The 25,168-nt window shown below is 62.8% G+C and carries 22 protein-coding genes; 14 read left to right on the forward strand and 8 right to left on the reverse strand.

The window, feature by feature from the left end; all coding sequences use genetic code 11:
- Nucleotides 1-59: 59 nt before the first annotated feature.
- From MOP87_RS19785 to MOP87_RS19810, 6 genes are all read left to right on the forward strand, one after another.
- Nucleotides 60-1,415, forward strand: a complete 1,356-nt coding sequence (locus tag MOP87_RS19785) for a pitrilysin family protein (RefSeq protein WP_027913488.1) — start codon at nt 60-62, stop codon at nt 1,413-1,415.
- Entirely contained in the window at nt 1,408-2,898 is a 1,491-nt protein-coding gene (locus MOP87_RS19790) for a pitrilysin family protein (RefSeq protein ID WP_027913487.1), read from the forward strand. Before MOP87_RS19785 ends, MOP87_RS19790 begins: the two co-directional genes overlap by 8 nt.
- Complete coding sequence (gene rsmD / locus MOP87_RS19795) at nt 2,898-3,500, forward strand: 16S rRNA (guanine(966)-N(2))-methyltransferase RsmD (protein WP_027913486.1); 603 nt, start codon at nt 2,898-2,900, stop codon at nt 3,498-3,500. The genes MOP87_RS19790 and rsmD overlap by 1 nt, the downstream gene beginning before the upstream one ends.
- Before the next feature lie 70 nt (nt 3,501-3,570).
- Nucleotides 3,571-4,914, forward strand: coding sequence for a pitrilysin family protein (locus tag MOP87_RS19800; RefSeq protein WP_049695317.1), 1,344 nt, complete (start codon nt 3,571-3,573; stop codon nt 4,912-4,914).
- Nucleotides 4,911-6,311 (forward strand): pitrilysin family protein, encoded by a 1,401-nt coding sequence (locus MOP87_RS19805; protein WP_242809913.1) that lies wholly within the window; start codon nt 4,911-4,913, stop codon nt 6,309-6,311. The genes MOP87_RS19800 and MOP87_RS19805 overlap by 4 nt, the downstream gene beginning before the upstream one ends.
- Nucleotides 6,312-6,398: 87 nt before the next feature.
- Complete coding sequence (locus MOP87_RS19810; protein WP_028686698.1) at nt 6,399-7,391, forward strand: hydrolase; 993 nt, start codon at nt 6,399-6,401, stop codon at nt 7,389-7,391.
- Nucleotides 7,392-7,399: 8 nt separating this feature from the next.
- Here MOP87_RS19810 and MOP87_RS19815 read toward each other — a convergent pair whose 3' ends face one another.
- Together MOP87_RS19815 and MOP87_RS19820 are read right to left on the reverse strand one after the other, a co-directional pair.
- Complete coding sequence (locus MOP87_RS19815) at nt 7,400-8,257, reverse strand: sulfurtransferase (protein ID WP_242809914.1); 858 nt, start codon at nt 8,255-8,257, stop codon at nt 7,400-7,402.
- A gap of 37 nt (nt 8,258-8,294) precedes the next feature.
- Entirely contained in the window at nt 8,295-8,960 is a 666-nt protein-coding gene (locus MOP87_RS19820; RefSeq protein WP_027913481.1) for a TetR/AcrR family transcriptional regulator, read from the reverse strand.
- A gap of 199 nt (nt 8,961-9,159) precedes the next feature.
- Between MOP87_RS19820 and coaD the strand changes: the two genes are divergently transcribed.
- Both coaD and MOP87_RS19830 read left to right on the forward strand, forming a co-directional pair.
- Nucleotides 9,160-9,639 (forward strand): pantetheine-phosphate adenylyltransferase, encoded by a 480-nt coding sequence (gene coaD, locus MOP87_RS19825; protein WP_023532462.1) that lies wholly within the window; start codon nt 9,160-9,162, stop codon nt 9,637-9,639.
- A 109-nt stretch (nt 9,640-9,748) separates the two neighbouring features.
- Entirely contained in the window at nt 9,749-10,000 is a 252-nt protein-coding gene (locus MOP87_RS19830) for a YfhL family 4Fe-4S dicluster ferredoxin (RefSeq protein WP_023532594.1), read from the forward strand.
- A gap of 68 nt (nt 10,001-10,068) precedes the next feature.
- Here MOP87_RS19830 and mutM read toward each other — a convergent pair whose 3' ends face one another.
- Nucleotides 10,069-10,881, reverse strand: coding sequence for a bifunctional DNA-formamidopyrimidine glycosylase/DNA-(apurinic or apyrimidinic site) lyase (gene mutM / locus MOP87_RS19835; protein WP_027913480.1), 813 nt, complete (start codon nt 10,879-10,881; stop codon nt 10,069-10,071).
- Nucleotides 10,882-10,884: 3 nt separating this feature from the next.
- Nucleotides 10,885-11,703 carry an HDOD domain-containing protein gene (locus MOP87_RS19840; RefSeq protein ID WP_173645904.1) on the reverse strand — a complete coding sequence of 273 codons (819 nt, stop codon included), beginning with the start codon at nt 11,701-11,703 and terminating at the stop codon, nt 10,885-10,887.
- 190 nt (nt 11,704-11,893) lie between these two features.
- Between MOP87_RS19840 and MOP87_RS19845 the strand changes: the two genes are divergently transcribed.
- Nucleotides 11,894-12,430 (forward strand): type 1 glutamine amidotransferase domain-containing protein, encoded by a 537-nt coding sequence (locus tag MOP87_RS19845; protein WP_027913479.1) that lies wholly within the window; start codon nt 11,894-11,896, stop codon nt 12,428-12,430.
- A 66-nt stretch (nt 12,431-12,496) separates the two neighbouring features.
- Nucleotides 12,497-13,693: a class I SAM-dependent rRNA methyltransferase gene (locus MOP87_RS19850; RefSeq protein ID WP_027913478.1), complete on the forward strand. Its 1,197-nt coding sequence runs from the start codon at nt 12,497-12,499 to the stop codon at nt 13,691-13,693.
- A 34-nt stretch (nt 13,694-13,727) separates the two neighbouring features.
- On the opposite strand, the gene MOP87_RS19855 is transcribed toward MOP87_RS19850, so the two are convergent.
- Nucleotides 13,728-14,384, reverse strand: coding sequence for a magnesium transporter (locus MOP87_RS19855; RefSeq protein WP_145278907.1), 657 nt, complete (start codon nt 14,382-14,384; stop codon nt 13,728-13,730).
- A gap of 474 nt (nt 14,385-14,858) precedes the next feature.
- Between MOP87_RS19855 and ilvD the strand changes: the two genes are divergently transcribed.
- A complete protein-coding gene (gene ilvD, locus MOP87_RS19860; RefSeq protein ID WP_027913475.1) occupies nt 14,859-16,700 on the forward strand; it encodes a dihydroxy-acid dehydratase in 1,842 nt (613 codons plus the stop codon).
- A gap of 95 nt (nt 16,701-16,795) precedes the next feature.
- On the opposite strand, the gene MOP87_RS19865 is transcribed toward ilvD, so the two are convergent.
- Nucleotides 16,796-17,851, reverse strand: a complete 1,056-nt coding sequence (locus MOP87_RS19865; RefSeq protein ID WP_242809915.1) for a haloacid dehalogenase-like hydrolase — start codon at nt 17,849-17,851, stop codon at nt 16,796-16,798.
- Nucleotides 17,852-18,092: 241 nt separating this feature from the next.
- Here MOP87_RS19865 and MOP87_RS19870 point away from each other — a divergent pair, with 241 nt between their 5' ends.
- Complete coding sequence (locus MOP87_RS19870; RefSeq protein ID WP_023532302.1) at nt 18,093-19,484, forward strand: L-cystine transporter; 1,392 nt, start codon at nt 18,093-18,095, stop codon at nt 19,482-19,484.
- A 49-nt stretch (nt 19,485-19,533) separates the two neighbouring features.
- Here the strand turns inward: MOP87_RS19870 and MOP87_RS19875 are convergent, their stop codons facing one another.
- Nucleotides 19,534-20,049: a dihydrofolate reductase gene (locus MOP87_RS19875; protein WP_028686704.1), complete on the reverse strand. Its 516-nt coding sequence runs from the start codon at nt 20,047-20,049 to the stop codon at nt 19,534-19,536.
- Between the two features lie 54 nt (nt 20,050-20,103).
- Between MOP87_RS19875 and MOP87_RS19880 the strand changes: the two genes are divergently transcribed.
- Nucleotides 20,104-21,495, forward strand: coding sequence for a DUF2868 domain-containing protein (locus tag MOP87_RS19880; protein WP_049695311.1), 1,392 nt, complete (start codon nt 20,104-20,106; stop codon nt 21,493-21,495).
- On the forward strand, nt 21,488-22,852 hold the full coding sequence (locus tag MOP87_RS19885) for a GTPase/DUF3482 domain-containing protein (protein ID WP_110606372.1): 1,365 nt from the start codon (nt 21,488-21,490) through the stop codon (nt 22,850-22,852). Before MOP87_RS19880 ends, MOP87_RS19885 begins: the two co-directional genes overlap by 8 nt.
- 21 nt (nt 22,853-22,873) lie before the next feature.
- Here MOP87_RS19885 and MOP87_RS19890 read toward each other — a convergent pair whose 3' ends face one another.
- Nucleotides 22,874-25,132: a heavy metal translocating P-type ATPase gene (locus MOP87_RS19890; protein WP_242809916.1), complete on the reverse strand. Its 2,259-nt coding sequence runs from the start codon at nt 25,130-25,132 to the stop codon at nt 22,874-22,876.
- Nucleotides 25,133-25,168 lie beyond the last annotated feature (36 nt).

The raw sequence follows: 25,168 nt of genomic DNA on the forward strand, positions 1-25,168 counted from the left end.
AGCACCTCCTGGCCTGCCGACGCTAAACCCAGCGGGCCGCCGAACAGGTTAAACACCGTATGAATGCTCTAGCCCGCCGCGCCGCTGGCCTGTTGCTCGGCACGCTGTGCCTCCCGCTTGCGGCCTTCGCCGCCGATGTGCAACCCACTCACGAATTCATCCTGGATAACGGCCTCAAAGTGGTCGTGCGCGAAGACCATCGCGCCCCGGTGGTGGTCTCGCAGATCTGGTACAAGGTCGGCTCCAGCTACGAGACGCCTGGCCAGACCGGCCTTTCGCATGCGCTCGAGCACATGATGTTCAAGGGCAGTGCCAAGGTCGGCCCTGGCGAAGCCTCGCGCATCCTGCGGGATCTGGGCGCCGAAGAGAACGCGTTCACCAGCGACGACTACACCGCCTACTATCAGGTGCTGGCGCGCGATCGCTTGCCGGTCGCCTTCGAGCTGGAGGCCGATCGCCTGGCCAGCCTGCGTCTGCCGGCCGACGAGTTCAGCCGTGAAATCGAGGTCATCAAGGAAGAGCGCCGCCTGCGCACCGACGACCAGCCCAATGCCAAGGCGTTCGAGCTGTTTCGTGCCATGGCCTACCCGGCCAGCGGCTACCACACCCCAACCATCGGCTGGATGGCTGACCTGGAGCGCATGAAAGTCGAGGAGCTGCGCCACTGGTACACCTCGTGGTACGCACCCAACAACGCCACGCTCGTGGTGGTGGGCGATGTTACCGCCGACGAAGTCAAGGGCCTGGCCCAGAAGTACTTCGGCGCTATTCCTCGCCGGGACACACCTGCGGCCAAGCTGCCGCTGGAGCTGGCAGAGCCCGGCCAGCGACAGCTGACCCTGCACGTGCGCACCCAGCTGCCGAGCCTGATCTACGGCTTCAACGTACCTGGCCTGCCCACGGCCCAGGACCCTCGCACGGTGCATGCCTTGCGCCTGATCTCGGCCTTGCTCGATGGCGGCTACAGTGCACGCATGCCCGCACGACTGGAGCGCGGGCAGGAGCTGGTGGCCGGGGCCTCGTCCAGCTACAACGCCTTCACGCGCGGCGACAGCCTGTTCCTGATTTCAGCCACGCCCAACGTGCAGAAACAAAAAACCCTGGCAGACGTGGAAAAGGGCATCTGGCAACTGCTGGATGAACTCAAGACCACACCGCCGACGGCAGAAGAGCTCGAGCGCGTGCGCGCCCAGGTCATCGCCGGGCTGGTGTATGACCGCGACTCGATCAGCAGCCAGGCAACCACCATCGGCCAGCTGGAAACCGTCGGCCTGTCCTGGAAGTTGATCGACAGCGAGCTGGACGAACTCAAGCGCGTTACCCCTCAGGACATCCAGCAAGCTGCCCGTACCTATTTCACCCGCGAACGCCTGAGCGTTGCCCATGTACTGCCCGAGGAGTCCGCTCATGAGTGACCGTCGCTTGCATCGTCCCCACTGGCTGGCTACGGGTATCTGTACCTGGGCATTGACGGCTGCGCTGGCCGTACCGGCACTGGCCGAGGACGCTGCCAAGGCTGGCAATGCACAAGCCCGGCAGGCCAACACGCTACAGTCCCTGGCCGAGCTTGACGGCAAGGCGCCCACCACCCGCCAGCTGAACATCCAGCACTGGAATACGGCTGAAGGCGCGCGGGTGCTGTTCGTCGAGGCCCGCGAGCTCCCGATGTTCGACCTGCGCGTGACCTTCGCCGCCGGCAGCAGCCAGGACGGTGACACACCAGGCCTGGCGGCCCTGACCAACGCCATGCTCAACGAAGGCGTAAAGGGCAAGGATGTGACTGCCATCGCCCAAGGCTTCGAGGGCCTTGGGGCGGATTTCGGCAACGGCTCGTACCGCGACATGGCCGTCGCTTCGCTACGTAGCCTCAGTGCCAAGGACAAGCGCGAACCGGCCTTGAAGCTGTTTACCGAGGTCACAGGCAAGCCCACCTTCCCGGACGAGGCGCTCAAACGGCTCAAGAACCAGATGCTGGCCGGCTTCGAGTACGATAAGCAGAACCCCGGCAAGCTTGCAGGCAAGACGCTGTTCACCCACCTGTACGGCGAACACCCTTATGCGCATCCCAGCGATGGGACACCGCAAAGCATCACCGGCATTACCCTTGAGCAGTTGCGTGCGTTTCATGCCAAGGCTTACACACCGGGCAATGCCGTCATTGCACTGGTGGGCGACCTGAACCGCAGCGAAGCCGAGGCAATTGCCGCGCAGGTTTCAGCCGGCCTGCCCAAAGGCCCGGCCTTGCCTGCCCCAGCCCAGCCGACAGCGCCCAAGGCAGGCTTCACCCACATCGAGTTTCCGTCCCAACAGACACACCTGATGCTCGCAGAGCTGGGTATCGATCGCCAGGACAAGGATTGGCCAGCCTTGTCACTGGGCAATCAGATCCTCGGTGGCGGCGCGTTCGGCACGCGGCTGATGAGTGAGGTGCGTGAAAAGCGCGGTCTGACCTACGGTGTCTATTCGGCCTTCAGCCCGATGCAAGTGCGCGGCCCGTTCATGATCAACCTGCAAACCCGCGCCGAACTCAGCGAAGGGACATTGAAGCTGGTTCAGGGTATTCTGGCCGACTATCTGCGCAGCGGCCCTACCCAGCAGGAACTGGACGATGCCAAGCGCGAGCTGGCTGGAAGCTTCCCGCTTTCCAATGCGAGCAATGCCAGCATCGTCGGGCAACTGGGCGCCATCGGCTTCTACAACCTGCCATTGAGCTGGCTGGAAGACTTCATGCAGCAGTCCCAGGCCCTGACCGTCGAACAGGTCAAGGACGCCATGAACAAGCATTTGTCCGCCGACAAGCTGGTCATCGTCACAGTCGGTCCGAAGGTGCCGCAGAAGCCACTGCCAGCCCCTACTGACAAACCCTCCGGGCAACCGCTCGGGGTACCGGAGCACTAATGCCAAGATCCAACCCTCCCGCCCGCCAGCAACCGGGCCAGAGCAAGGGCCAGGGCCACCTGCGCATCATCGCGGGCCAATGGCGCAGCCGTCGTCTGGCCGTGCCCGATGGTGAGGGCTTGCGCCCTACACCTGACCGGGTACGCGAGACGGTTTTCAACTGGCTGGCCCCCTATATTGAGGGCGCGCACGTGCTCGACGCCTTCACCGGCAGCGGGGCGTTGGTACTGGAGGCCCTGTCTCGCGGGGCCGAGGATGCCGTGGCACTGGACAGCAATTCTGCCGCCATCGCCAACCTCAAGCACAACCTCGAGATCCTGCGCTGTCCACGGGGGCAGATCCTTCAGACCGATGCCTTGCGCTATCTGCAAGGCCCTGCCAAAAAGCAATTCGACCTGGTATTCCTGGACCCACCTTTTCATCAGCAGTTGCTGGCAGACACCTGCAACCTGCTCGAACAGAACCAGTGGCTGAGCGAGCAAGCGTGGGTATATACCGAGAGCGAAGCGGCTCCGTCGACCTTGCAGCTACCTGCCAACTGGCGACTGCACCGGGAGAAGAAAACCGGACAGGTGCATTACGCACTTTGGCAACGGGGCTAACTATTTAGCGCAGCTGGCGCCCCACGTTGACTGATGCTGCTCGGGTCTCTAGCCATCCGAGCACCTCAGCATGACCGTATCGCTCTCCGCGCCTTCACTGGCCGATGATGTCTCGGCGGCGCTTGCCTCTCTTGCAGGCGCCAGCCCCTCCCCTGTGCAGCATTTCACGCTTGAAAACGGCCTGTCCGTCTACCTGAGACAGCAGAGCCGAAATGCCCTCGCCGCCGTCCAGCTCTGGTACAACGTCGGTACCCGTCACGAGCCAGCAGGGCAGACTAACCTCTCGCACTTGCTTGAACACGTCATCTTCGAAGGCAGCCGCAAGCTTGAGCCTGGGCAGTACGCGAAAGTCGTTGCCCGCCTTGCGGGACAGGCCAATGCCAGTACTCTCCTCGATGCCACCTCTTTCGACATGTTGTTGCCTGCATCGCGCCTGCCCGTTGCGCTCGAACTGTTGGCAGATGCCATGGACACGGCCACATTCGGGTTGCCCGAGTTGGCACGAGGCGCCAAGGCGATCGCTGACGAACGACGCCTGAAAGTAGACGCCCAGCCCATCCAGCAAGCCTACGACCGTCACTTGGCCCTGGCTCACGGCAGCAGCCCGTATGCGACCCCAAGCTTCGGTTCGGCGATAGATCTACAGAACATCGACCTGCCAACGCTGCGGCAGTGGTACACCACCCGCTACCGGCCTAACAACGCCACGCTCGTCGTGGTGGGCAACGTGGAACTGGAAACGTTGAAACAGCAGGTCGAAACGTACTTCGCGCACCTGGAGCGCGGTCAGCTGCCAGACTCGCCTTTTCCCCGCTCAGACGCTCCAATGGCGGAACGCAGCCAGGCCGTTAGCTTGCCCGGCCTTAGCCATGGCCTGCTGATGTCCTTCAACGTCCCCAGTTGTGCCACAGCCAACGATGCACTCACGAGCAAAACCCTCGAGCTGATCTGTGAAGTGCTGGCCGAGGGCTCCAGCGCTTGGCTGTATGCCGAACTTGTCAGGGGACGGGGCCTGCTGACAGGCGTTGCCGCAACCTATGACCCCCTTGTACGTGGCGACACCGTAATCACCTTCTCAGCCTACGTGAACACACTGAATGCGACCCTCGAACAAGCTACTGAAGCGACTTATGAGCAGATAGCACGCTTGCAAACCGAAGCCTTGTCGGCTGAACAGTTGCAGCAGATAAAGCTGCGACTGCTCGCCCGCCAGCTTTTCTCTCTCGACAGCGCAACGGCCCAAGCTTCGCAAATCGGCGCCATGGCCGCGACAGGGCAACCAGCAAGCCTGATCGACGAACATGCGCGCCTGATATCGATCATCGACAGTGCTCAGGTGCAGCAGGTAGCGCGCACTTATCTGGGGCGTGAGCGGCTGACCACCACCTCTCTTCTACCAGGAGCGCAAGCATGAACGACGATCAGATACGCCAACCAGCACCTGTGCTGTGCCAAGGGCCTGCCATCGATACGGCGCGGCAAGCGATGGCAAGGCTGAGCTCGACCCAGCGTGTCGAACTCGACCAGCCTCCTGCACTCCTGGCCACGGCTGAGCGGTGGGAGACGGCGCAAGGCACGAAGGTCAGTTTCATGGCTACGCATGATCGCCCCATGATTGATCTGGTGCTGCGATTCCGGGCAGGTAGCGCACTTGATGGCGATCACCCAGGGCTGGCCGCGCTGACGCTCTACAGCCTTGATCAGGGCACGGCAACCCTGAGCGCGGCGCAATTTGCCGAGCAAATGGCTGCAAGGGGCGCCATCGTGGGACGCTCGTTGAGCGAAGAAAAAGCCACGATCACGCTAAGGTGCCTGAGCACACCCGGTTTGCTGCGAGCAGTTTCGCAAACGCTGGCGCAGATGCTGGCTCGCCCTGCGTTTCGCCCAGAGGACGTTACGAAGATACGTGATCGAATAGCGCTCTACCAAGGCCGGCAAAAACTCAATCCGCTGGCACGCCTGATCAATACAACCACCGGTCATGTCTTCAGCGGCCATCCGTACGCGTCGCACGCCGATGCTGGGATCATCGGCCCCTTGACCACTGACCAAGTGCGGGCTTTTCATGCAAAGGCCTACTCGGCCAATAACCTCGACATAGGGCTGGTTGGCGACCTTAGCCGGGACGACGCAGAGCAACTGGTCAATGACCTGACACGTGATTTGCCGCAGCAGTGGGCAGCGCAGCCGCCGTCCATGCTGGCTGAGCAGTCGCCGCTGTCACACCATATCACGCACCCTGGCAGTGCAACTCAGGCAATGCTGACAGTGGCCGTTCCTGTGCTACCCAGCGACCCGGTCTATGCTGCACTGGAGTTGCTGACCGAGATTCTGGGCGGCAACCACGAAGCGCGCTTGCCTCAGGAACTGCGCCATCTGCGAGGGCTGACCTACACGGTCACCACCAAACTCAGGCACTTGGATGCTGGAACACTGCTGCACATACACTGGGACGTCGCCCCCCGATACCGGGAAGCTTCACATGCACTGGTCGCAGGGATGCTGGACTGCCTGCACACACGTGGGCCAACTCAGGTCGAGTGCGACATGGCCGTCAATCAGATCGCTGCCCGGCTGCACCGCCAACTGGCCGACAGCGCACATCTGGCAGCGACATTGGCCACGCACAGCCATCAGGGCTTGCCCGCCGATTACCTGACCACCCATCTGGACAGGCTTGCTTCATTGACCCCTGCATACCTTCGTGAAGTGGCGCAGGTGTGGTGGCGAAAGGCACCTCAGGTATTCGTCACCCTCGGCCCCGACGCTGAGCAGTCCCCCTTGCCTGCGCCGGAGCCAGCCCAGCGATAGGCGAGCACGGGGTAAGGCGAGTCAGTGAAGGCTGATACAAGCGCTGTTTCATGGCACTCTAGCCGGGCACATCACGAGTTGCCCAGCATGCCAAGTTCCAGCGCCCTGTTTCATCCTGCCAAAGGCCTTTCCAACCCTCACCTGCAAACATTGTGGGGACCGCTGTGGCGCAAGACGCCGACGCTGCAACGCGAGCGCGAACGCATCTGGCTGGCGGACGGGGACTTCATCGACCTTGACTGGCATGGCCCGCACCAGCCCCATGCGCCGCTGGTGCTGGTGCTTCACGGGTTGACGGGGTCATCGGGCTCACCCTATGTCAAAGGCTTGCAACAGGCGCTGCACGCACTGGGCTGGGCGAGCGTCGCGGCGAACTGGCGGGGCTGCTCTGGGGAACCGAACCTGCTGCCCCGCAGCTACCATTCCGGCGCCAGTGAGGACCTGGCTGAGATCGTCAGTCACCTGTGTGCCAAAAGGCCGCTGGCGCCCCTGTACGCGGTGGGCTACTCCCTGGGAGGCAATGTCCTGCTCAAATACCTGGGCGAACAGGGTGACAACAGCCGGTTGCAGGCGGCAGTCGCCGTTTCCGTGCCTTTTCGCCTGGATCAGTGTGCCGATCGTATCGGCCTGGGGTTTTCGAAGGTGTACCAGGCGCATTTCATGCGCGAGATGCTGGCCTATGTGCAGGTCAAGCAGCGCCTGTTCAAAGACCATGGTCACCCAGAACGGCTGGCAATCCTGGAGCAGCTCGGTCCACTGCATGGCTTGCGCACGTTCTGGGATTTCGATGCCAAGGTCACTGCACCGCTGAACGGTTTTCAGGATGTGCACGACTATTATCGCCGCGCTTCAAGTGGCTTCTACCTGAGCCATAATCGTACCCGGACCCTGATCATCCAGGCCAGCGACGACCCCTTCGTCTCGCCTCTGAGCGTGCCGACGGCAGATGAGCTGGCCCCAGGGACCGAGCTTGAGCTGCACGCTCAGGGTGGCCATGTCGGGTTCGTCGACGGCAGCCTGCGAAAACCGGGCTATTACCTGGAGCGCCGAATTCCGCAATGGTTACGCGAAGGCCTGTAGTGGAGGGCCTACTGGTCGCCCGTTGCCACTGCATGCTCAGGGCGGGTGATCCACTCACTCCATGAGCCTGCATACAGTTTGCCGAGCGGGTAACCGGCCAATGCCAGCGCGAACAGGTTATGACACGCCGTTACCCCTGAACCGCAGTACGCAACCAGATGCTCAGGCGCGCGTCCCTGCAGCTGCTGCTCGAAACGTTGCCGGAGTTGCTCGGGCGGAAGAAACCGGCCGTCGCTGCCAAGGTTCTCGGTGAAGGCGGCGCAGCGTGCGCCAGGGATGTGTCCTGCCACTGGGTCGATGGGTTCCATGTCGCCACGAAAACGTGGCAATGCGCGCGCATCCAGCAGGGTCAGGTCTGAGCTGCCCAGGCGCTGAACCAGGCTTTCGGCATCGATCAGCATGGCCTCATCGGGCTGGCCGCCGAAGTTGCCTTCGCGCCGGGCCGGGGGATCCAGGCTCAATGGCAGGTGCGCGGCGTGCCAGGCGGTCAGGCCGCCGTCCAGGATTGCAACGCCACTGCGTTTGCCCAGCCAGGCCAGCAGCCACCAGCCTCGCGCCGCATAGGCACCGGTACCGTCGTCGTACAGCACCACGTCGCTCTCGTTATCTACGCCCCATTCGCGCAGGCGCGCTACCAGCTTTTCTGGATCAGGCAGCGGGTGTCGCCCTGTCACACCCTTGCTGACCGGGCCGCTGAAGTCTCGCTCAAGGTCGGCAAAGTGCGCCCCTTCGATGTGACCCAAGGCGTAACTGCGCTGACCGTAATCCACATCCTCAAGGGCGAAACGACAGTCGAGAATGACAAGGCCGGGTGAATCCAGCCGCCCGGCCAACTGCTGCGGGGTGATCAACTGCGCAAGTGACATGACAATCTCCTGATCGATGTAATCCCGGGCCCGGGCGCTAGTGCTCAAGCGCCTGAATGAACGGTACGTGAAACTCGCTGCACAAGGCCTGCACGGCATTGCGCGCAGGCTCGGTGACGAACCCCAGCTCAAGGGCCAGCACCTGATAGACGCCCCGCTTGAACGCTTCTTCACCCAGGTGCGTTGCATGCTCCCGGGTCGTGCTGAGAAAGCGCACCCACGAGGTGAGCACGATCCAGGCATTGATGGTCAGCGACTCCTGCTGCGCGGGGTTCATCGCCAGAATACCCGCCTCGACGAAGCCGCGGTAAATGGCCTTGCCCTGACGCATGCAGCGTGCGGAGAAGCGCCGATAACGGGCTGCCAGCTCAGCATCGCTGCCCAGCAGATGCTCTAGGTCCCGGTGCAGGAAACGGTAGTTCCACATGGCAGCCAGCAGCGCCTGCAAGTAGAACCGCTTGTCCTGCACCGCCAGCGGGCGCCCCTGCGGCGGACGCAGAAAACTGTCTACGTGCGTTTCGTACTGGCTGAACAAAACCGCGATGATCGCCTGTTTGTTGGGGAAGTGGTAATAGAGATTGCCTGGCGAGATGCCCAGGTGCGCCGCGATATGGTTGGTGCTGACGCTGCGTTCGCCCGACTGATTGAACAGCTCAAGGCTGCTCTGAACGATTCTCTCGCGGGTCTTGATGGGCCGGGCCATGTCCAGCATCCTGTCTACGGAGCAGTGAAAACCGCCATGGTACGAGGTATTGCCAAGGCGTTGCACCGTATCAAAGCGCCGTGCCCTCGCACCATTGGCTGGCCCAAAGTATAGTGCCTTGGCCGGCCGCATGACTTGGCCGGGCGCAGTCGCTGCGCTACCATCCGACTCCCCAACGCACTCCAGCCAGGATGACGCGATGAACCGAGTGTTGTACCCGGGTACTTTCGACCCCATTACCAAAGGCCATGGCGATCTGGTCGAGCGCGCCTCGCGGCTGTTCGACACCGTGATCATTGCAGTGGCCGCCAGCCCCAAGAAAAACCCTTTGTTCCCGCTGGAACAACGCGTGGAGCTGGCCCGTGAGGTCACCAGGCACCTGCCCAATGTCGAAGTCATCGGCTTTTCCTCGTTGCTGGCGCATTTTGCCAAGGAGCAAGGTGCCAATGTGTTCCTTCGGGGTTTGCGTGCAGTGTCGGACTTCGAATACGAGTTCCAGCTGGCGAACATGAACCGTCAACTGGCACCCGACGTCGAGAGCCTGTTTCTCACGCCGTCGGAGCGGTACTCGTTCATCTCGTCGACCCTGGTCCGCGAAATAGCCGCACTGGGGGGCGATATCAGCAAATTCGTGCACCCGGCCGTGGCCGATGCGCTGACTGAACGCTTCAAGAAGTAAAGCCGCTGTTCCAGATCGTCGCGCCTGCGTGCACTGCAGGCGCGAATGCGGCACAATTGTGCCCATTGCGTTGAACATGCCCGGGCGCTGAGCCCCGGCCGGAGCCCCCATGTCCCTGATCATCACCGACGATTGCATCAACTGCGACGTCTGCGAACCCGAGTGCCCCAACGAGGCCATCTCCCAAGGCGAAGAGATCTACGTGATCGACCCCAACTTGTGCACCCAGTGCGTGGGTCATTACGACGAGCCGCAGTGCCAGCAGGTCTGCCCGGTCGACTGCATCCCACTGGATGAGGCGCACCCGGAAAGCGAAGAGCAACTGATGGCCAAGTACCTCAAGATCACTGGCAAGGCCTGACGCTGCCGGCCGTCGGCATCCTCGCGCATCGGCCTCTCCATGGCGATCATCCCGAAGCGCGCACGGCCTCAGCGTTGGCAGCGCGGGCAGAACACACTGGCGCGTTGCCCAAGCTTCACATCCCGCAACTCGGTGCCACACACCTTGCAGGGCAAGCCGCCGCGCCCGTAGGCGAACAGTGTCTGCTGGAAGTACCCTGGCTGGCCATCACCGCCGATGAAATCGCGCAGCGTGGTGCCGCCCAGCTCGATGGCGGCCGCCAGCACGCGTTTGATCTCGATGGCCAGCTTCAGGTATCGCGCCCGCGAGATGCCACCGGCCGCTCGGCGCGGATCGATGCCGGCAGCGAACAGTGCTTCGGTCGCATAGATGTTGCCCACCCCAACGACCACGGCGTTGTCCATGATGAAGGGCTTGACCGCCATCGAACGGCCTCGGGACAGCTGGAACAATCGCTCACCGTCAAACAGCTCGGTCAGCGGTTCGGGGCCGAGCCGCAGCAGCAATTGATGGTTGAGCGGGTCTTGGCTCCAGAGCATGGCGCCAAAGCGGCGCGGGTCGGTATAGCGCAGCATCAGACCGGATTCGAGCTCGATGTCCACGTGCTCATGCTTGCCAGCCGGCAAGCCCGCCTCCACCAGCCGTAGATTGCCCGACATGCCCAAGTGGCTGATCAGGGTGCCCACTTCGGCATTGATCAGCAGGTACTTGGCCCGGCGTTCGACCGTGACGATGCGCTGCCCGGAGAGCCGCACGTCCAGGTCTTCCGGGATCGGCCAGCGCAAGCGGCGGTCACGCACGACCACGCGGCTGACGCGCTGACCTTCGACGTGCGGTGCAATACCGCGCCGGGTGGTCTCTACCTCGGGTAACTCAGGCATGTATCAGTGCCCACCTAGTTCTCGGATGTTCTGTTTGAGGTTGTCGAAGTCGTATTCCGACAAGCCTATGTAATCGAGCACCAGCGGCCCCACTACGTTCCATTCCTGATCCACCGACTGGTTGCCCAATACCCGGTAGGAGGCACAGATATGCTCGGCCATCTTGAGCACCGCCAACAGGTTTTTCATCTGGCTCTGGTTGTTGCGGGCGCTGTCATCGCGAAACACCGCCAGCGCGTTGTGGTGGTTGGCGATGGCCCCGGTCAGGTGTTCGGGCAAGCGCCAGGACTTGGCCGTGAAATAGCCGACGACGGCATGATTGGTGTTGAAGGCGCGGTTCTCCGTGTCCACGACGCGGGTCTGCTCGTCGGTTTTTGCATAGGCTTCTTCGAGCACATCCATGTACGTGGGGAAGCGCTTTAGCATCAGCGGAACGCCGCAGTCGTGGAACAAGCCGAGGGTATAGGCTTCGTCGGCAGGCTGAATACCCGTGCGCTTGGCCAGCGTCAGGCAGGTCATCGCCACATCCTGCGCGGTATCCCAGAACCGGTTGAGCGTTACGATGGTTTCATCGCTCATTTCGCCCTTGATCGACTGCGCGTTGATCAAGTTGATGATCGAACGACTACCCAGCAAGTTCACCGCACGCTGGATCGAGCCTATCTTGTTGGACAGGCCAAAGTGCGCCGAGTTGACCAGCTTGAGCAAGGCGCCCGACAACCCAGGGTCCTGTGCGATCAGTTTGGCGATGGTTTCCAGGTCCGGATCAGGCATGTACTGCTCGAACTGCAAATCGACCATGATCTGCGGCTGCGGCGGGATGGTGATGCCTTGCAAGGCTTGCTGGATCTGTTCGGCGGTGAGTTCTTGGGACATGCGTGCACACTCGTATGGGACTGCCAATTCTACCGCGATGCACCCCACAGAACTAACCGCTGGATCAGTGAACTTGAACTTTCACAAGCGCGGACGGGCCTGTTTATCATATTCATCGAGTAAAGGAGCAAGGCCCATGGGTACTGAATTGAACGGCAAGCGCGTGGCCATCCTGGTGACTGATGGCTTCGAACAGGTGGAATTGACAGGCCCGCGTGACGCCCTGCAGCAGGCAGGTGCGCAGGTGCACGTGCTGAGCGAGAAGCAAGGCACGGTGCGCGGCTGGAACCACGACGAGCCCGCGGACGAGTTCAAGGTCGACGGCACCTTCGACAGCGCCAGCGAGCTTTATGATGCCGTGGTCCTGCCAGGCGGCGTACAGAACTCGGACACCATTCGCCTAGTTGAAGGCGCCCAGAAAATCGTCAAAAGCCATGACGCAGCCGGCAAACCGATTGCCGTGATCTGCCACGGCGGCTGGCTGCTGATTTCGAGCGGCTTGACCCAGGGCAAGCGCATGACCAGCTTCAAGACCCTAAAGGATGACCTGCGCAACGCTGGCGCCGAGTGGGTCGACGAAGAAGTGGTGGTTGACGGGAACCTGATCAGCAGCCGGCAGCCCGATGACATCCCTGCCTTCAACAAGGCACTGATCCAGGCCCTGTCGTCCTGACCGCTGGCGCTCAGCAATAAGGCTGGGTAGGGGTTATACTCCCGCTCTTTTTTCCGGAGCGACGTCATGTCCCTGCCCAGTCTTCGCCTTAAAGCCAATGCCGACCGCCGCCTGCGCGCAGGCCACCTGTGGGTCTACAGCAACGAAGTGGACGTTGCCGCCACCCCGCTTCAAGGCTTGCAGGCCGGTCAGCAGGCCGTGCTCGAAGCCGCCAACGGCAAACCACTGGGCATCGTTGCCCTGAGCCCCAATAACCTGATCTGCGCCCGTCTGCTGTCACGCGACGTTAAACTGCCGCTGGACAAATCGCTGCTGGTGCACCGCCTGAACGTGGCCTTGTCCCTGCGCGAGCGCCTGTTCGACAAGCCGTGCTACCGACTTGTCTACGGCGATTCCGATTGGCTGCCGGGGCTGGTCGTCGATCGCTTCTTCGACATTCTGGTGGTGCAACTGGCATCGGCAACCATGGAAGCGCACAAGGATGAGGTCATCGCGGCGCTGGTCCAGGTGCTCAAGCCAAGCGGCATCCTGTTCAAGAACGATTCGGCAGCCCGCGATGCCGAAGGCCTGCAGCGCTATGTGGAAACCGTCTACGGTGAAGTCCCGGATTGGGTACCGCTGGAAGAAAACGGTGTCCGTTTCGAAGCCCCGGTCCGTGAAGGCCAGAAAACCGGCTGGTTCTATGACCACCGCATGAACCGTGCACGCCTGGCCCCCTATGTTCAGGGCAAGCGCGTACTCGACCTGTTCAGCTACATCGGCGGTTGGGGCGTGCAGGCAGGTGCCTTCGGCGCCAGCGAAGTGTTCTGCGTCGATGCCTCGGGCTTTGCCTTGGATGGCGTTGAACGCAACGCCCAGCTCAACGGTATCGGTGACAAGCTGACCTGCATCGAGGGCGACGTCTTCGAAGCCTTGCGCGAACTCAAGGCAGCCGAGGAACGCTTCGACGTGATCATTGCCGACCCGCCCGCCTTCATCAAGCGCAAGAAAGACCTGAAGAACGGCGAGGCTGCCTACCGCAGGCTCAACGAGCAGGCCATGCGCATGCTGAACAAGGACGGCATTCTGGTCAGTGCTTCCTGCTCGATGCACCTACCCGAAGACGACCTGCACAACATCCTGCTGACCAGTGCCCGTCACCTGGACCGCAACATGCAGTTGCTCGAGCGCGGTGGTCAGGGCCCTGACCATCCGGTGCACCCGGCGATTGGTGAAACCCGCTACATCAAGAGCATTACCTGCCGGTTGCTGCCTAACAGCTAAACCAAGACGGGGGCCTGGGTGGCCCCCGATCGTTTTAAAGCCCAAGCACCTGGGTCGCGATCCCGAAGTACACCAATACGCCTGCTGCGTCGGCAATCGAGGTGATCAGCGGCCCGCTGGCCGTGGCAGGGTCCAGCTTGAGCCGGCTCAGCAGAAACGGCAGGCTCATGCCGATCAGGCTGCCGACCAGCACGATCACCACCATGCTGCTGGCCACGATCAAGGCGATCTGCGGGCCGCCCCGCAGCAGCCCAAGCGATGCCACGGCCACCGCCATGGTGCAGCCCAGCAGCAGCGCGACGCCAAATTCACGGCCCAGCATTCTTCCCCAGTCGCTCAGCGTGACCTCGCCTGTGGCCAGACCTCTGACCATGAGAGTAGCCGACTGCGAGCCGGCATTGCCGCCGCTGTCCACCAGCAGTGGCAGAAAGAATACCAGCGCGATGTGCGCGGCAATCGTTTCTTCGAAGGCCGCGATGCCGGCCCCTGAGAACAGGTTGCCGAACACCAGCAGCACCAGCCACAGCACACGCTTGCGGTACAGCAACCCGAGGGTCGCATGCCGCAGGTCACCGATAGTATTGGTGATGGAGGCGCCTTTGTGGAAGCTTTCGGTGGTTTGCCGCCGTTGCGTATCGAGCGCAGCGTCTACGGCACAAACAGCGGTGTTTTTATCGATAGGGTTTTGCATGAAGTTCTCCAGGCGCCGACCAGGCGCCTGCAGGCTTCAGCCTCGCAGACTCAAGCCCTAGGCAGCCCTGGCGGCGGCGCGCTCAGTGCCAGATTGCAGTTCATGGTGAACCGGTAACTGGGAAGGTCCATTGAGGGTTATCTCGTCAAGCCGCACATGCGGCGGCCGAATGATAATGGCAAGTCAGGTGCAGGTCAGCCTCACACGGATCGTTTCAGACGGTTCCTACAACTTCGGGTTTTGCCCAAAAACGCCACCTGGGCACATCGTCATGCCTTCCCGGCGCCAGCGGTGTAGAATCGGGCTATTCATCGCCAGTCATCCCCCGGCGGGTTTATGAGCTCTGGCCAAGCACGCGGCGATCCCGCGCGGTCTTCGGCCCCATCCGTGCCAGTGGCAACCGGCCTGCGGTACAGAGGACAAGAGAAGCTCACTCCTCTTTCTGTGACCTGATTAAGCCGCCAGGAGTGTTTCATGCCTGATTATCGTTCCAAGACTTCCACCCACGGCCGCAACATGGCAGGTGCACGCGCCCTGTGGCGTGCCACCGGCATGAAGGACGAAGACTTCAAGAAGCCGATCATCGCCATCGCCAACTCCTTCACCCAGTTCGTGCCGGGCCATGTGCACCTCAAGGACCTGGGCCAGTTGGTCGCTCGCGAGATCGAGCGCGCCGGTGGCGTGGCCAAGGAATTCAACACCATCGCGGTCGATGACGGCATCGCCATGGGCCACGACGGCATGCTGTACTCGCTGCCCAGCCGTGAAATCATCGCCGACGCGGTAGAGTACATGGTCAACGCGCATTGTGCCGATGCCATCGTCTGCATCTCCAACTGCGACAAGATCACCCCCGGCATGCTGATGGCCGCCTTGCGCCTGAACATTCCGGTGATCTTCGTCTCCGGCGGCCCGATGGAAGCTGGCAAGACCAAGCTGGCCAGCCATGGCCTGGACCTGGTCGATGCCATGGTCATCGCCGCCGACAGCACGGCCTCCGACGAAAAGGTCGCCGAATACGAGCGTAGCGCCTGTCCTACCTGCGGCTCGTGCTCGGGCATGTTCACCGCCAACTCGATGAACTGCCTGACCGAGGCGTTGGGCCTGGCCCTGCCGGGCAACGGCTCCACCCTGGCTACCCATTCGGACCGCGAGCAGTTGTTCCTGACCGCCGGCCGCACCATCGTCGAGCTGTGCAAACGTTACTACGGCGAGAACGACGCATCGGTCCTGCCGCGCAGCATCGCCAACTTCAAGGCGTTCGAGAACGCCATGATGCTGGACATCGCCATGGGTGGCTCGACCAATACCATCCTGCACCTGCTGGCGGCGGCGCAGGAAGGCGAAGTGGCGTTCGACCTGCGCGACATCGATCGCCTGTCGCGCAAGGTGCCGCAACTGTGCAAGGTGGCGCCCAACATCCAGAAGTACCACATGGAGGACGTGCACCGCGCTGGCGGTATCTTCAGCATCTTGGGTTCGCTGGCCCGTGGCGGCCTGCTGCACACCGACCTGCCTACCGTGCACAGCCGCAGCATGGAAGAAGCCATCGCCAAGTGGGACATCACCCAGACCGACGACGAAGCAGTCCACACCTTCTTCAAGGCGGGTCCGGCCGGCATCCCGACCCAGACCGCGTTCAGCCAGTCGACGCGTTGGGAAACCCTGGATGACGACCGCGAGAACGGCTGCATCCGCAGCTTCGAGCACGCGTATTCACAAGAGGGTGGCCTGGCCGTGCTGTACGGCAACATCGCCCTGGACGGCTGCGTGGTGAAAACCGCCGGTGTCGACGAATCGATCCACGTGTTCGAAGGCACGGCCAAGATCTTCGAAAGCCAGGATAGCGCCGTGCGTGGCATCCTCGCCGACGAAGTAAAAGCCGGCGACATCGTGATCATCCGCTACGAAGGCCCGAAAGGTGGCCCGGGCATGCAGGAAATGCTCTATCCCACGTCGTACCTCAAGTCCAAGGGCCTGGGCAAAGCGTGCGCCCTGCTCACCGACGGCCGCTTCTCGGGGGGCACCTCGGGCCTGTCCATTGGCCATGCCTCGCCGGAAGCCGCCGCAGGCGGCGCCATCGGCCTGGTACGAGACGGCGACAAGGTCCTGATCGATATACCCAACCGCTCGATCAACCTGCTGGTCAGCGATGACGAGCTGGCCGAGCGCCGCGCCGAGCAGGACAAGAAGGGCTGGAAACCGGCTGAAGTACGCCCGCGCAAGGTGACGACAGCCTTGAAGGCCTACGCCCTGCTGGCGACCAGTGCCGACAAAGGTGCCGTGCGCAACAAGGCGATGCTCGAAGGGCTGTGATACCCGTCCAGCTGTACAAGAACCGGCGCCTTGAGCGCCGGTTTTTTTTGCCGAAACGGCGATGGGGCTTATACAGCATGGAACCACGGCCTGCATCATTGAATCTGTTCAGGCGTCACGATCACCCAGTTCTTGTCTGCCGTCACCGGCAACCCTTCCTTGGCCTGGGCAGCTGCCTGGCTGGCGATCATCCCCTCGAGCTGCTCCATGTACTTGGGCTTGCGGTTTATCCACAGGTGGAGACCGCCCTTGCCGACATCCACGCCATGAAACTGCATGTAGCCATCGCTGGTCGGGGTATCGCCGCCCACCAGCACGGGCTTCTTCCATTCATCAATGTAGGTCAGGATCGCCGCTTGCTTGCCCGCCATCCACGTGGCTGGTGTCCACAGGTAAGGGGTCAGTTCAAGCCCTTCGTTAGCCTTGGCATCGTAGTGCCCAGCGCTGATCTGCTTGCGTGCCGTTGTCAATTGTCCTGTGGCGCGATCTTTGAGCAGCAGGCTGACTCCAATCACGTTCTGCGGTTTCACGTTGTAGCCGTACTTGGGGTCGGAGGCGACCATGCGCACGAGCTCTTCGGAAGCGGCTGATACCACGTAGACCTCGATGCCGTTCTCCATCAACTTGTTGTACAGCTCGGCCTGGCCCTTGAAGACCTTGGGCGGCTGCACTTCGATGGCCTTGACCTGACCCCCTTCGTAATAGGTGCTGGGCACAGGCTTGCCAGACGCCATGAGTTCATCCACCTGTACTTTCAGTTCCTTGAGGGTGAAGCCGGAAAACACTTGCGCCACCCAGGGGTAGCAGACCATGTCGTCGATCTCGCACAGTCGGTAGTAGTAGCTGAACAGGCTCTCCTTGTGCTCGGCGCTGTCCTTGAAGGGGATGAGTTTCAGCGAAGGGTCCAGCTTGTCGCGGCTCAGCAGCCCTTTGTTCTCCATGAAGGGCAGCAAGGCCTCTTCCAGGTCATAGCGATAGCTGGTGTTGTCCATGTCGAACACCGCGTAGTTACCTTTGTGGGCATTGGCGGTGATCATGCGGTCGAGCTGTGTGGCGGCTTCAGCTGGCCAATGATCAAGCTCGGTAGCGAAGGTTTTCAGGCTCAACAGCAGGGATAGGCCAATGGCAGCGGTTTTGAGCGCAACGTTCATGTACGAATCTCCTGAGACGACTGACAGACGCTAGTCGAGTGAGACCCGTCGGTCACGCTCGATTGCGACCTTTATGCCCCCGTAAACGCCGTGTTCATTGCAATCCGCGACGTCTCGATATTCCATTTACGACTATACAAATTCCATTTGGGTATAAATTCCTTTGTTTTCAGGCTGTTAGCATTTCCACTCGCAATCGCACATAGAGGCGGCGACTCATCCTCTCGTTTCCGGAGCTTTAATGAACCTGCCACTGCTGCTTAACCTGCTGGCGTTCCTGGCCTTGTTGCTGGGGCTGGCGCAGACCCGTCATACCGATTGGAGCCTGGCCAAGAAAGTGCTGCTGGGCCTGGCACTGGGCGTGGGCTTCGGCCTGGTACTGCACACGATCTATGGCGCAGGGCACCCCGTGCTCAAGACCACCATCACCTGGCTGGACCTGGTCGGCAACGGCTACGTAGGCCTGTTGCAGATGATCGTCATGCCGCTGATTTTCGCCTCCATCCTCAGTGCCGTGGCGCGTCTTCACAATGCTTCTTCCCTGGGGCGCATCAGCGTCCTGAGCATCGGCACGCTGCTGCTGACCACGGCGATCGCTGCCCTGATCGGCATCCTGCTGACCAACCTCTTTGGCCTCAGTGCCGAAGGCTTGGTGGCAGGCGCCCAGGAGAGCGCACGCATGCAGGTGATCCACAGCGACTATGCAGGCAAGGTCGCCGACCTCAACATCCCGCAACTGCTGCTCTCGTTCATCCCCAGCAACCCGGTCGGCGACCTGGCGCGGGCCAAGCCGACATCGATCATCAGCGTGGTCATCTTTGCCGTTTTCGTCGGCCTGGCCGCCTTGCAGTTGATCAGGGACGACGCCGAGAAGGGTCAGCGTGCACTGTCGGCCATCGATACCTTGCAAGCCTGGGTAATGCGTCTGGTGCGCGTGGTCATGAAACTCACCCCTTACGGCGTGCTGGCGTTGATGACCAAGGTGGTGGCCAGCTCGAACATGGAAGACATCCTCAAGCTGGGCAGCTTCGTGGTCGTGTCCTACCTGGGCCTGGCGCTGATGTTCGTGGTTCACGCGCTCATCCTGGCGGCAATCGGGGTCAGCCCGCTGCGCTTCTTCCGCAAGGTGTGGCCGGTGCTGACCTTCGCCTTCACCAGCCGTTCGAGCGCTGCCAGTATCCCGCTGAACATCGAGGCCCAGACGCGCCGGCTGGGCGTGCCGCAGTCGATCGCCAGCTTCAGCGCCTCGTTCGGGACCACCATCGGCCAGAATGGCTGTGCCGGGCTCTATCCTGCCATGCTGGCAGTGATGGTCGCGCCAGCGGTTGGCATCGATACCTTCGACCCGCTGTGGATCGCCACCTTGGTGGCCATCGTCACGCTCAGTTCAGCCGGGGTGGCCGGGGTTGGCGGCGGCGCCACCTTCGCCGCGCTGATCGTGCTGCCGGCCATGGGCTTGCCGGTGGAGCTGGTGGCACTGCTGATTTCGGTAGAGCCGTTGATCGACATGGGCCGTACGGCGTTGAACGTGAACGGTTCGATGACGGCAGGCGTGGTAACCAGCCAGCTGCTCAAGGAAACCGACAAGCAGGTACTGGCCGATGATGAACACGCAGAATTGAGCCATACCTGAGTGCAGATGGGGCCGCACAGCGCGGCTCCCTTCCTGGCGCAACAGGCGTTCAGGCCTTGTCCCACACCTCGAAGTGATACCGCGGCTTGCCTTCCTCAGCCTGCGCCTGGCTGGACGTGAGCGTCCACTGCTTGCGATCGAAATCCGGGAACCAGGCATCGCCCAGCGGCGACAGCTCGACCCGTGTCACGTACAGGCGGCTGACGAGCCCTTGCTCGAGCGCCTGCCCGTAGAGCTGCGCACCACCGATCAGCATCAGTTCGTCGACACCTTGCTCGCGCGCCCACTGATCGGCCCGCACCAGCGCCTCTTCCAGTGAAGCGAAAACCTCGGCACCGGCCAGTTCCAGCCCGGGCTGCCTGCTGACCACGATGTTCAACCGCCCAGGCAGCGGCCTTCCCAGCGAGTCCCAGGTCTTGCGGCCCATGATGATGGGCTTGCCCAAGGTGGTGGCCTTGAAGTACTTGAAGTCCCCCGGCAAATGCCAGGGCATGGAATTGTCGATGCCTATCACGCGGTTTTCGGCGCAGGCCACGATCAGGCTCAGGGGCAGTAATGTGTTCATGCCAGCGAGAATAGCACCGCACGGGTGAGTTATGCTGCTGCCACGACCTGTGCAATGGAAGACCCTGTGACTGCACCTTCTTTGCTGGACAAGCGCTGGCTCACCGAGGCGATACGCCTGCGCGAGGAACATGCCGGCCCCCTCGAGGATCAGGAAGCCAACCGCCGTGCTCGCCAGCAAGGCGGCAGCCTGGCCTTGCGCATCGAGACCCGTGCGCTGCTGTTGGCCGAACGCGACGGCATGACCGCCGCGTTGTGGCGCTGGAAGCAAGGGGCGCGCCTGGCGCTGTTGGCGATGCTGGTGATGGCGGTGCTCAGTGGCGGGGGCCTGGCGTTGGCCGCCCTGGGTGACGGGCAGCGGCCGGTGAATGTCTTCTGGGCGCTGGGCAGCCTGCTGGGGCTGAACCTGGTCATGCTGCTGGGCTGGCTGATCGGCTTGTTCCTGAGCGGTGAGCACGGCGCGCTGCTGGGGCGGCTTTGGCTGTGGTTGAGCGAACGCTTGGCCCGCGACGCCCGTGCCGCCCACCTGGCGCCGGCCTTGCTAGTGCTGCTGGGACGCCAACGCCTGGGCCGTTGGTTGCTGGGTTTGCTGGTCCACAGCCTGTGGCTGGTGGCCATGCTGAGCGCGGTAGGTGTGCTGCTGACATTGCTGGCCACCCGGCGCTATGGCTTCGTCTGGGAAACCACGTTGTTGGCGGCCGAACCCTTCATCGCCATGACCCAGGCCCTGGGCGCCCTGCCCGCGCTGCTGGGCTTTGCGGTGCCTGACCCGGCCATGATCCGTGCCAGCGGCGACACCGCGCCGGCCCTGGCCATGACGCGCCAGGCATGGGCCAGCTGGCTGCTGGGCGTGGTGTTGGTCTATGGCGTGCTGCCGCGCCTGCTCTTGGCCGGCGTGTGCCTGTGGCGCTGGCGGCAAGGGCGCGAACATTTGGCGCTGGACACGAACCTGCCAGGCTACATGCCGCTGCGCGACAGGCTGATGCCCAACAGCGAGCGCCTGGGCGTCCAAGACGATGCACCCGACACACTGCCGCAGTTCAAGGCCGAGCCGTCACTCATCGAAAATGCCGGCGCACTGCTGGTTGGCGTCGAGCTGGACGATCAGCGCCCCTGGCCGCCGTCATTGCCCGCCAACGTCGCCGATGCCGGCGTACTGGACAGCCGGGAGTCGCGGCATCGTCTGCTCGAACAACTGGGGCGTTTTCCACCCGCACGCCTGGCCATTGCCCTTGACCCTGAGCGCTCTCCGGATCGCGGCAGCCTGGCCTTGCTCGCCGAGCTGGCGCGCAATGCCGGAAGTACGCGCATCTGGCTGTTGCCTGCCGCCGCTGATCAGCCTCGCGATGAGCGGCGCCTGAATGACTGGCGTGAAGCCCTGGATCGCCTGGGGCTTCCCTATGCCGACACCCTACCGCTGGCCTGGTTGGAGCACGCTCATGACTGAGCCCTTGAAGCTGGCCGTGGTAGGCCACACCAACGTGGGCAAGACCTCGCTGCTACGCACCCTCACGCGCGACGTCGGTTTCGGGGAGGTCTCGCATCGTCCCAGCACCACACGCCATGTGGAAGGCGCTCGCTTGTCCGTGGACGGGCAGCCTCTGCTGGAGCTCTACGACACACCGGGACTGGAAGACGCAATTGCCCTGCTCGACTACCTCGAACGCCTTGAGCGCCCTGGCGAGCGCCTGGATGGCCCGGCGCGGCTGGAGCGGTTTCTTCAGGGCAGCGAGGCCCGCCAGCGCTTCGAGCAGGAGGCCAAGGTGCTGCGCCAGCTGCTGGCCAGCGACGCCGGGCTCTATGTCATCGACGCCCGCGAGCCGGTGCTGGCCAAGTACCGTGACGAACTCGACGTGCTGGCAAGCTGCGGCAAGCCACTTCTACCGGTGCTCAACTTCGTTTCCAGCCATCCGCATCGCGAACCGCAGTGGCGTGAAGCACTCGCCCGGCTTGGGCTTCATGCATTGGTGAAATTCGACAGCGTGGCCCCGCCAGAAGATGGCGAGCGCCGCCTGTACGAGAGCCTGGCCCTGCTGCTGGAGGAGGCGCGCCCCAGCTTGCAGCGCCTGATCGACGATCAGCAGGCCCAACGGGTAGCTCGTCAGCAAGGCGGCAAGCGTCTGATCGCCGAATTGCTGCTGGACTGCGCCGCTTGTCGGCGCAGCGTGGAAGGTGAACCGTCTGCCCAGGCACAGGCCATCGAGGCGCTTCACCAGGCCGTACGCCAGCGTGAACAGCGCTGCGTGGAGGCCCTGCTCAAGCTCTATGCGTTCCGGCGCGACGATGCGCACGCCAGTGACCTGCCGTTGCTGGACGGGCGCTGGGGAGACGATCTGTTCAATCCTGAGACCCTGAAGCAGCTTGGGGTGCGGGTAGGCGGCGGGGTGGCGGCAGGCGCGGCGGCCGGTGCCGGGGTGGACCTGCTGGCAGGTGGGCTGACCCTGGGGGTCGCAGCATTGGCCGGGGCCATCGCCGGCGGTGCCCTGCAGACGGCTCGCGGCTATGGCGCGCGCCTGATGGGCAAGCTCAAGGGCAAACGCGAGCTCACCGTCGACGATACCGTCCTGCGCTTGCTGGCCCTGCGTCAGCAACAACTGATGGTGGCACTGGACCACCGTGGGCACGCCGCTCAGGACAGTATTCGCCTGGGCCAGCTGGATGAAAAGACCTGGCGTCAGGGCAAGCTGCCCGAACCGCTGGTGCGGGCTCGCGCGCATCCACAATGGTCCACGCTCAATCCCGGTGCTAAACCGAACCAGGCCCAGCGCCAGGAGCAGCTCGAAGCGCTGGTGCAGCAGCTCTAGGCCTGGCCTTTGAGTCGACGGTCACTTGCGCAACAAGCGCAGGCCGTTGAACACCACCAGCAGGCTAACGCCCATGTCGGCGAATACGGCCATCCACATGGTGGCCAGCCCGGCGAACGTTATGCCCAGGAAGATCGCCTTGATCGCCAAGGCCAGCACGATGTTTTGCTTGAGGATCGCTGCGGTATGCCGCGACAGCCTGATGAACGCAGGGATCTTGCGCAAGTCGTCGTCCATCAGCGCCACATCGGCCGTTTCGATGGCGGTATCGGTGCCAGCCGCCGCCATGGCGAAGCCGATTTCGGCCCGGGCCAGCGCTGGTGCGTCGTTGATGCCGTCCCCGACCATGCCAACGCGATGACCTTGGTCGTACAGCGCCTGGATACTACTGAGCTTGTCGGCTGGCAGAAGGTTACCTTCGGCCCGATCAATGCCTACTGTACGCGCGATGGCCGCAGCGGTGTGCGGGTTGTCGCCGGTCAGCATGGCCGTCTGGATGCCCAGCGCATGAAGCTCGGCAATGGCTTGCCGGCTGCTTTCCTTGACGGTATCGGCCACTGCAAACAATGCCAGGGGGCCTGATGCGTTGAGCAGCAACACCACTGTCTTGCCCTGCTGTTCCAAGGCATCCAGCTGGGCCTCCAGTTCTGGTGAACACAATCCCAGCTCCTCGACCAGACGATGGTTGCCCAGATGCAACACCTCACCCTCGAGTTTGCCACGCACGCCACGGCCCGCCAGCGCGGTGAAATCCCGGACCTCAAGGTGGGGCAGGTCGTTGTCCTGGCCGAACTGGGCTATCGCTCGGGACACGGGGTGATCGGAGCGTGCACCCAGGCTCGATGCCAGGGCCTGCGCACGATGCTCGAACGCCGGTTGCAGGGCTTTGAAGTCTGTCTGGACCGGCTTGCCGTGGGTGATCGTGCCGGTCTTGTCCAGGGCCAGGAAGTCCAGGTGGCGCCCGCCCTCGAGGTACACCCCGCCCTTGATCAGGATGCCTTTGCGCGCTGCCGCCGCCAGGCCACTGACGATGGTGACGGGGGTCGAGATCACCAGTGCACAGGGGCATGCCACTACCAGCAGCACAAGCGCGCGATACACCCAGTCGAACCACGTGCCGTTCAGCAGGAGCGGCGGGATGATCGCCACGGCCAACGCCAGGGCCAGCACTGCCGGCGTATAGATCCGCGAAAACCGGTCGACGAAGCGCTGGGTTGGCGCCCGCGCCCCTTGCGCCTGCTCGACGGCCTTGATGATGCGCGCCAGCGTGGACTGACCAGCTACTGCGGTGGCTTGGATTTCCAGTGCGCCTGTCTGGTTGATGGTACCGGCGAAGACCTTGTCGCCCTGGACCTTCTCCACCGGCAGGCTTTCACCCGTGATCGGTGACTGATCGACGCTGGACTGCCCGCTGATCACCTGGCCATCGAGCCCGATCCGCTCGCCTGGCCGTACTCGCATCGTCGCGCCGACAGCGACTTCACGCACTTCCACTTCGCGCCACTGGCCATCGGCCTGTTGCACGGTTGCCATGTCCGGCGCCAGCTGCATGAGCCCGCCAATGGCATTGCGTGCACGGTCCAGCGAGCGGGCCTCGATCAGTTCGGCCACGGTAAAGAGCACCATCACCATGGCTGCTTCCGGCCATTGGCCGATCAGCAGCGCACCGGTGACCGCGATGCTCATCAGGGCATTGATGTTGAGGTTTCGGTTTTTTAGCGCGATCCAGCCTTTCTTGTAGGTACCCAGACCACAACCCAGGATCGCCGCCAGTGCCAGCGCGGCCACCACCCACTGCGGTGCGAGCTGGGCGAAGTGCACGACTTCGGCGCCCAGGGCTGCCAGACCGGACAGCGCCAGCGGCCACCAAGCCTGTCTGGGCGGCGGCGCTGGCGCGGCAGCGCTATCGGCATCCCCCACGAGCGGCTCGGCTTTCATCCCCAGGCTGTCGATGGCCCGTTCGATCTCGGACGTGCCATCGAGCGTGTGCCTGACCCCAAGAACGCGGCTGATGAGGTTGAACTCCAGGGCCTCGATGCCGGCCATCTTACCCAGCTTGTCCTGGATCAGCGTCTGCTCGGTCGGGCAATCCATGGCTTCGATCCGAAAACGGCTGAGCTGAGCCTGCTTGCTGGGCCGGGACGTCAACTGCACATGAGCAGGCGCCGCCTGCGTGCTGCAACAGGCATGACCCTGATCGCCATGGCCCACGCCGTCATGGGCATGGTCATGATTGTGCTCATGATGATGCGAGTGTTCGGGGCTGACAGACTTGTTCATGGGTCATCCTTATTGAGCCTGTTGCCAAGTGAACAC

The organism is Pseudomonas sp. I3-I5 (assembly GCF_022699445.1).
GTDB classification, from domain to species: Bacteria; Pseudomonadota; Gammaproteobacteria; order Pseudomonadales; family Pseudomonadaceae; genus Aquipseudomonas; species Aquipseudomonas fulva.

Bases quoted from the DNA above. Each gene is read 5' to 3' on its own strand.
- MOP87_RS19845 (WP_027913479.1), top strand. From the start codon at position 11,894: ATGGGTACTGAATTGAACGGCAAGCGCGTGGCCATCCTGGTGACTGAT.
- MOP87_RS19885 (WP_110606372.1), top strand. From the start codon at position 21,488: ATGACTGAGCCCTTGAAGCTGGCCGTGGTAGGCCACACCAACGTGGGC.
- MOP87_RS19870 (WP_023532302.1), top strand. From the start codon at position 18,093: ATGAACCTGCCACTGCTGCTTAACCTGCTGGCGTTCCTGGCCTTGTTG.
- MOP87_RS19850 (WP_027913478.1), top strand. From the start codon at position 12,497: ATGTCCCTGCCCAGTCTTCGCCTTAAAGCCAATGCCGACCGCCGCCTG.
- mutM (WP_027913480.1), bottom strand. From the start codon at position 10,881: ATGCCTGAGTTACCCGAGGTAGAGACCACCCGGCGCGGTATTGCACCG.
- MOP87_RS19875 (WP_028686704.1), bottom strand. From the start codon at position 20,049: ATGAACACATTACTGCCCCTGAGCCTGATCGTGGCCTGCGCCGAAAAC.
- MOP87_RS19880 (WP_049695311.1), top strand. From the start codon at position 20,104: ATGGAAGACCCTGTGACTGCACCTTCTTTGCTGGACAAGCGCTGGCTC.
- rsmD (WP_027913486.1), top strand. From the start codon at position 2,898: ATGCCAAGATCCAACCCTCCCGCCCGCCAGCAACCGGGCCAGAGCAAG.
- MOP87_RS19790 (WP_027913487.1), top strand. From the start codon at position 1,408: ATGAGTGACCGTCGCTTGCATCGTCCCCACTGGCTGGCTACGGGTATC.
- MOP87_RS19830 (WP_023532594.1), top strand. From the start codon at position 9,749: ATGTCCCTGATCATCACCGACGATTGCATCAACTGCGACGTCTGCGAA.
- MOP87_RS19785 (WP_027913488.1), top strand. From the start codon at position 60: ATGAATGCTCTAGCCCGCCGCGCCGCTGGCCTGTTGCTCGGCACGCTG.
- MOP87_RS19820 (WP_027913481.1), bottom strand. From the start codon at position 8,960: ATGGCCCGGCCCATCAAGACCCGCGAGAGAATCGTTCAGAGCAGCCTT.
- MOP87_RS19855 (WP_145278907.1), bottom strand. From the start codon at position 14,384: ATGCAAAACCCTATCGATAAAAACACCGCTGTTTGTGCCGTAGACGCT.
- MOP87_RS19805 (WP_242809913.1), top strand. From the start codon at position 4,911: ATGAACGACGATCAGATACGCCAACCAGCACCTGTGCTGTGCCAAGGG.
- coaD (WP_023532462.1), top strand. From the start codon at position 9,160: ATGAACCGAGTGTTGTACCCGGGTACTTTCGACCCCATTACCAAAGGC.
- MOP87_RS19800 (WP_049695317.1), top strand. From the start codon at position 3,571: ATGACCGTATCGCTCTCCGCGCCTTCACTGGCCGATGATGTCTCGGCG.
- ilvD (WP_027913475.1), top strand. From the start codon at position 14,859: ATGCCTGATTATCGTTCCAAGACTTCCACCCACGGCCGCAACATGGCA.
- MOP87_RS19815 (WP_242809914.1), bottom strand. From the start codon at position 8,257: ATGTCACTTGCGCAGTTGATCACCCCGCAGCAGTTGGCCGGGCGGCTG.
- MOP87_RS19810 (WP_028686698.1), top strand. From the start codon at position 6,399: ATGCCAAGTTCCAGCGCCCTGTTTCATCCTGCCAAAGGCCTTTCCAAC.
- MOP87_RS19865 (WP_242809915.1), bottom strand. From the start codon at position 17,851: ATGAACGTTGCGCTCAAAACCGCTGCCATTGGCCTATCCCTGCTGTTG.
- MOP87_RS19890 (WP_242809916.1), bottom strand. From the start codon at position 25,132: ATGAACAAGTCTGTCAGCCCCGAACACTCGCATCATCATGAGCACAAT.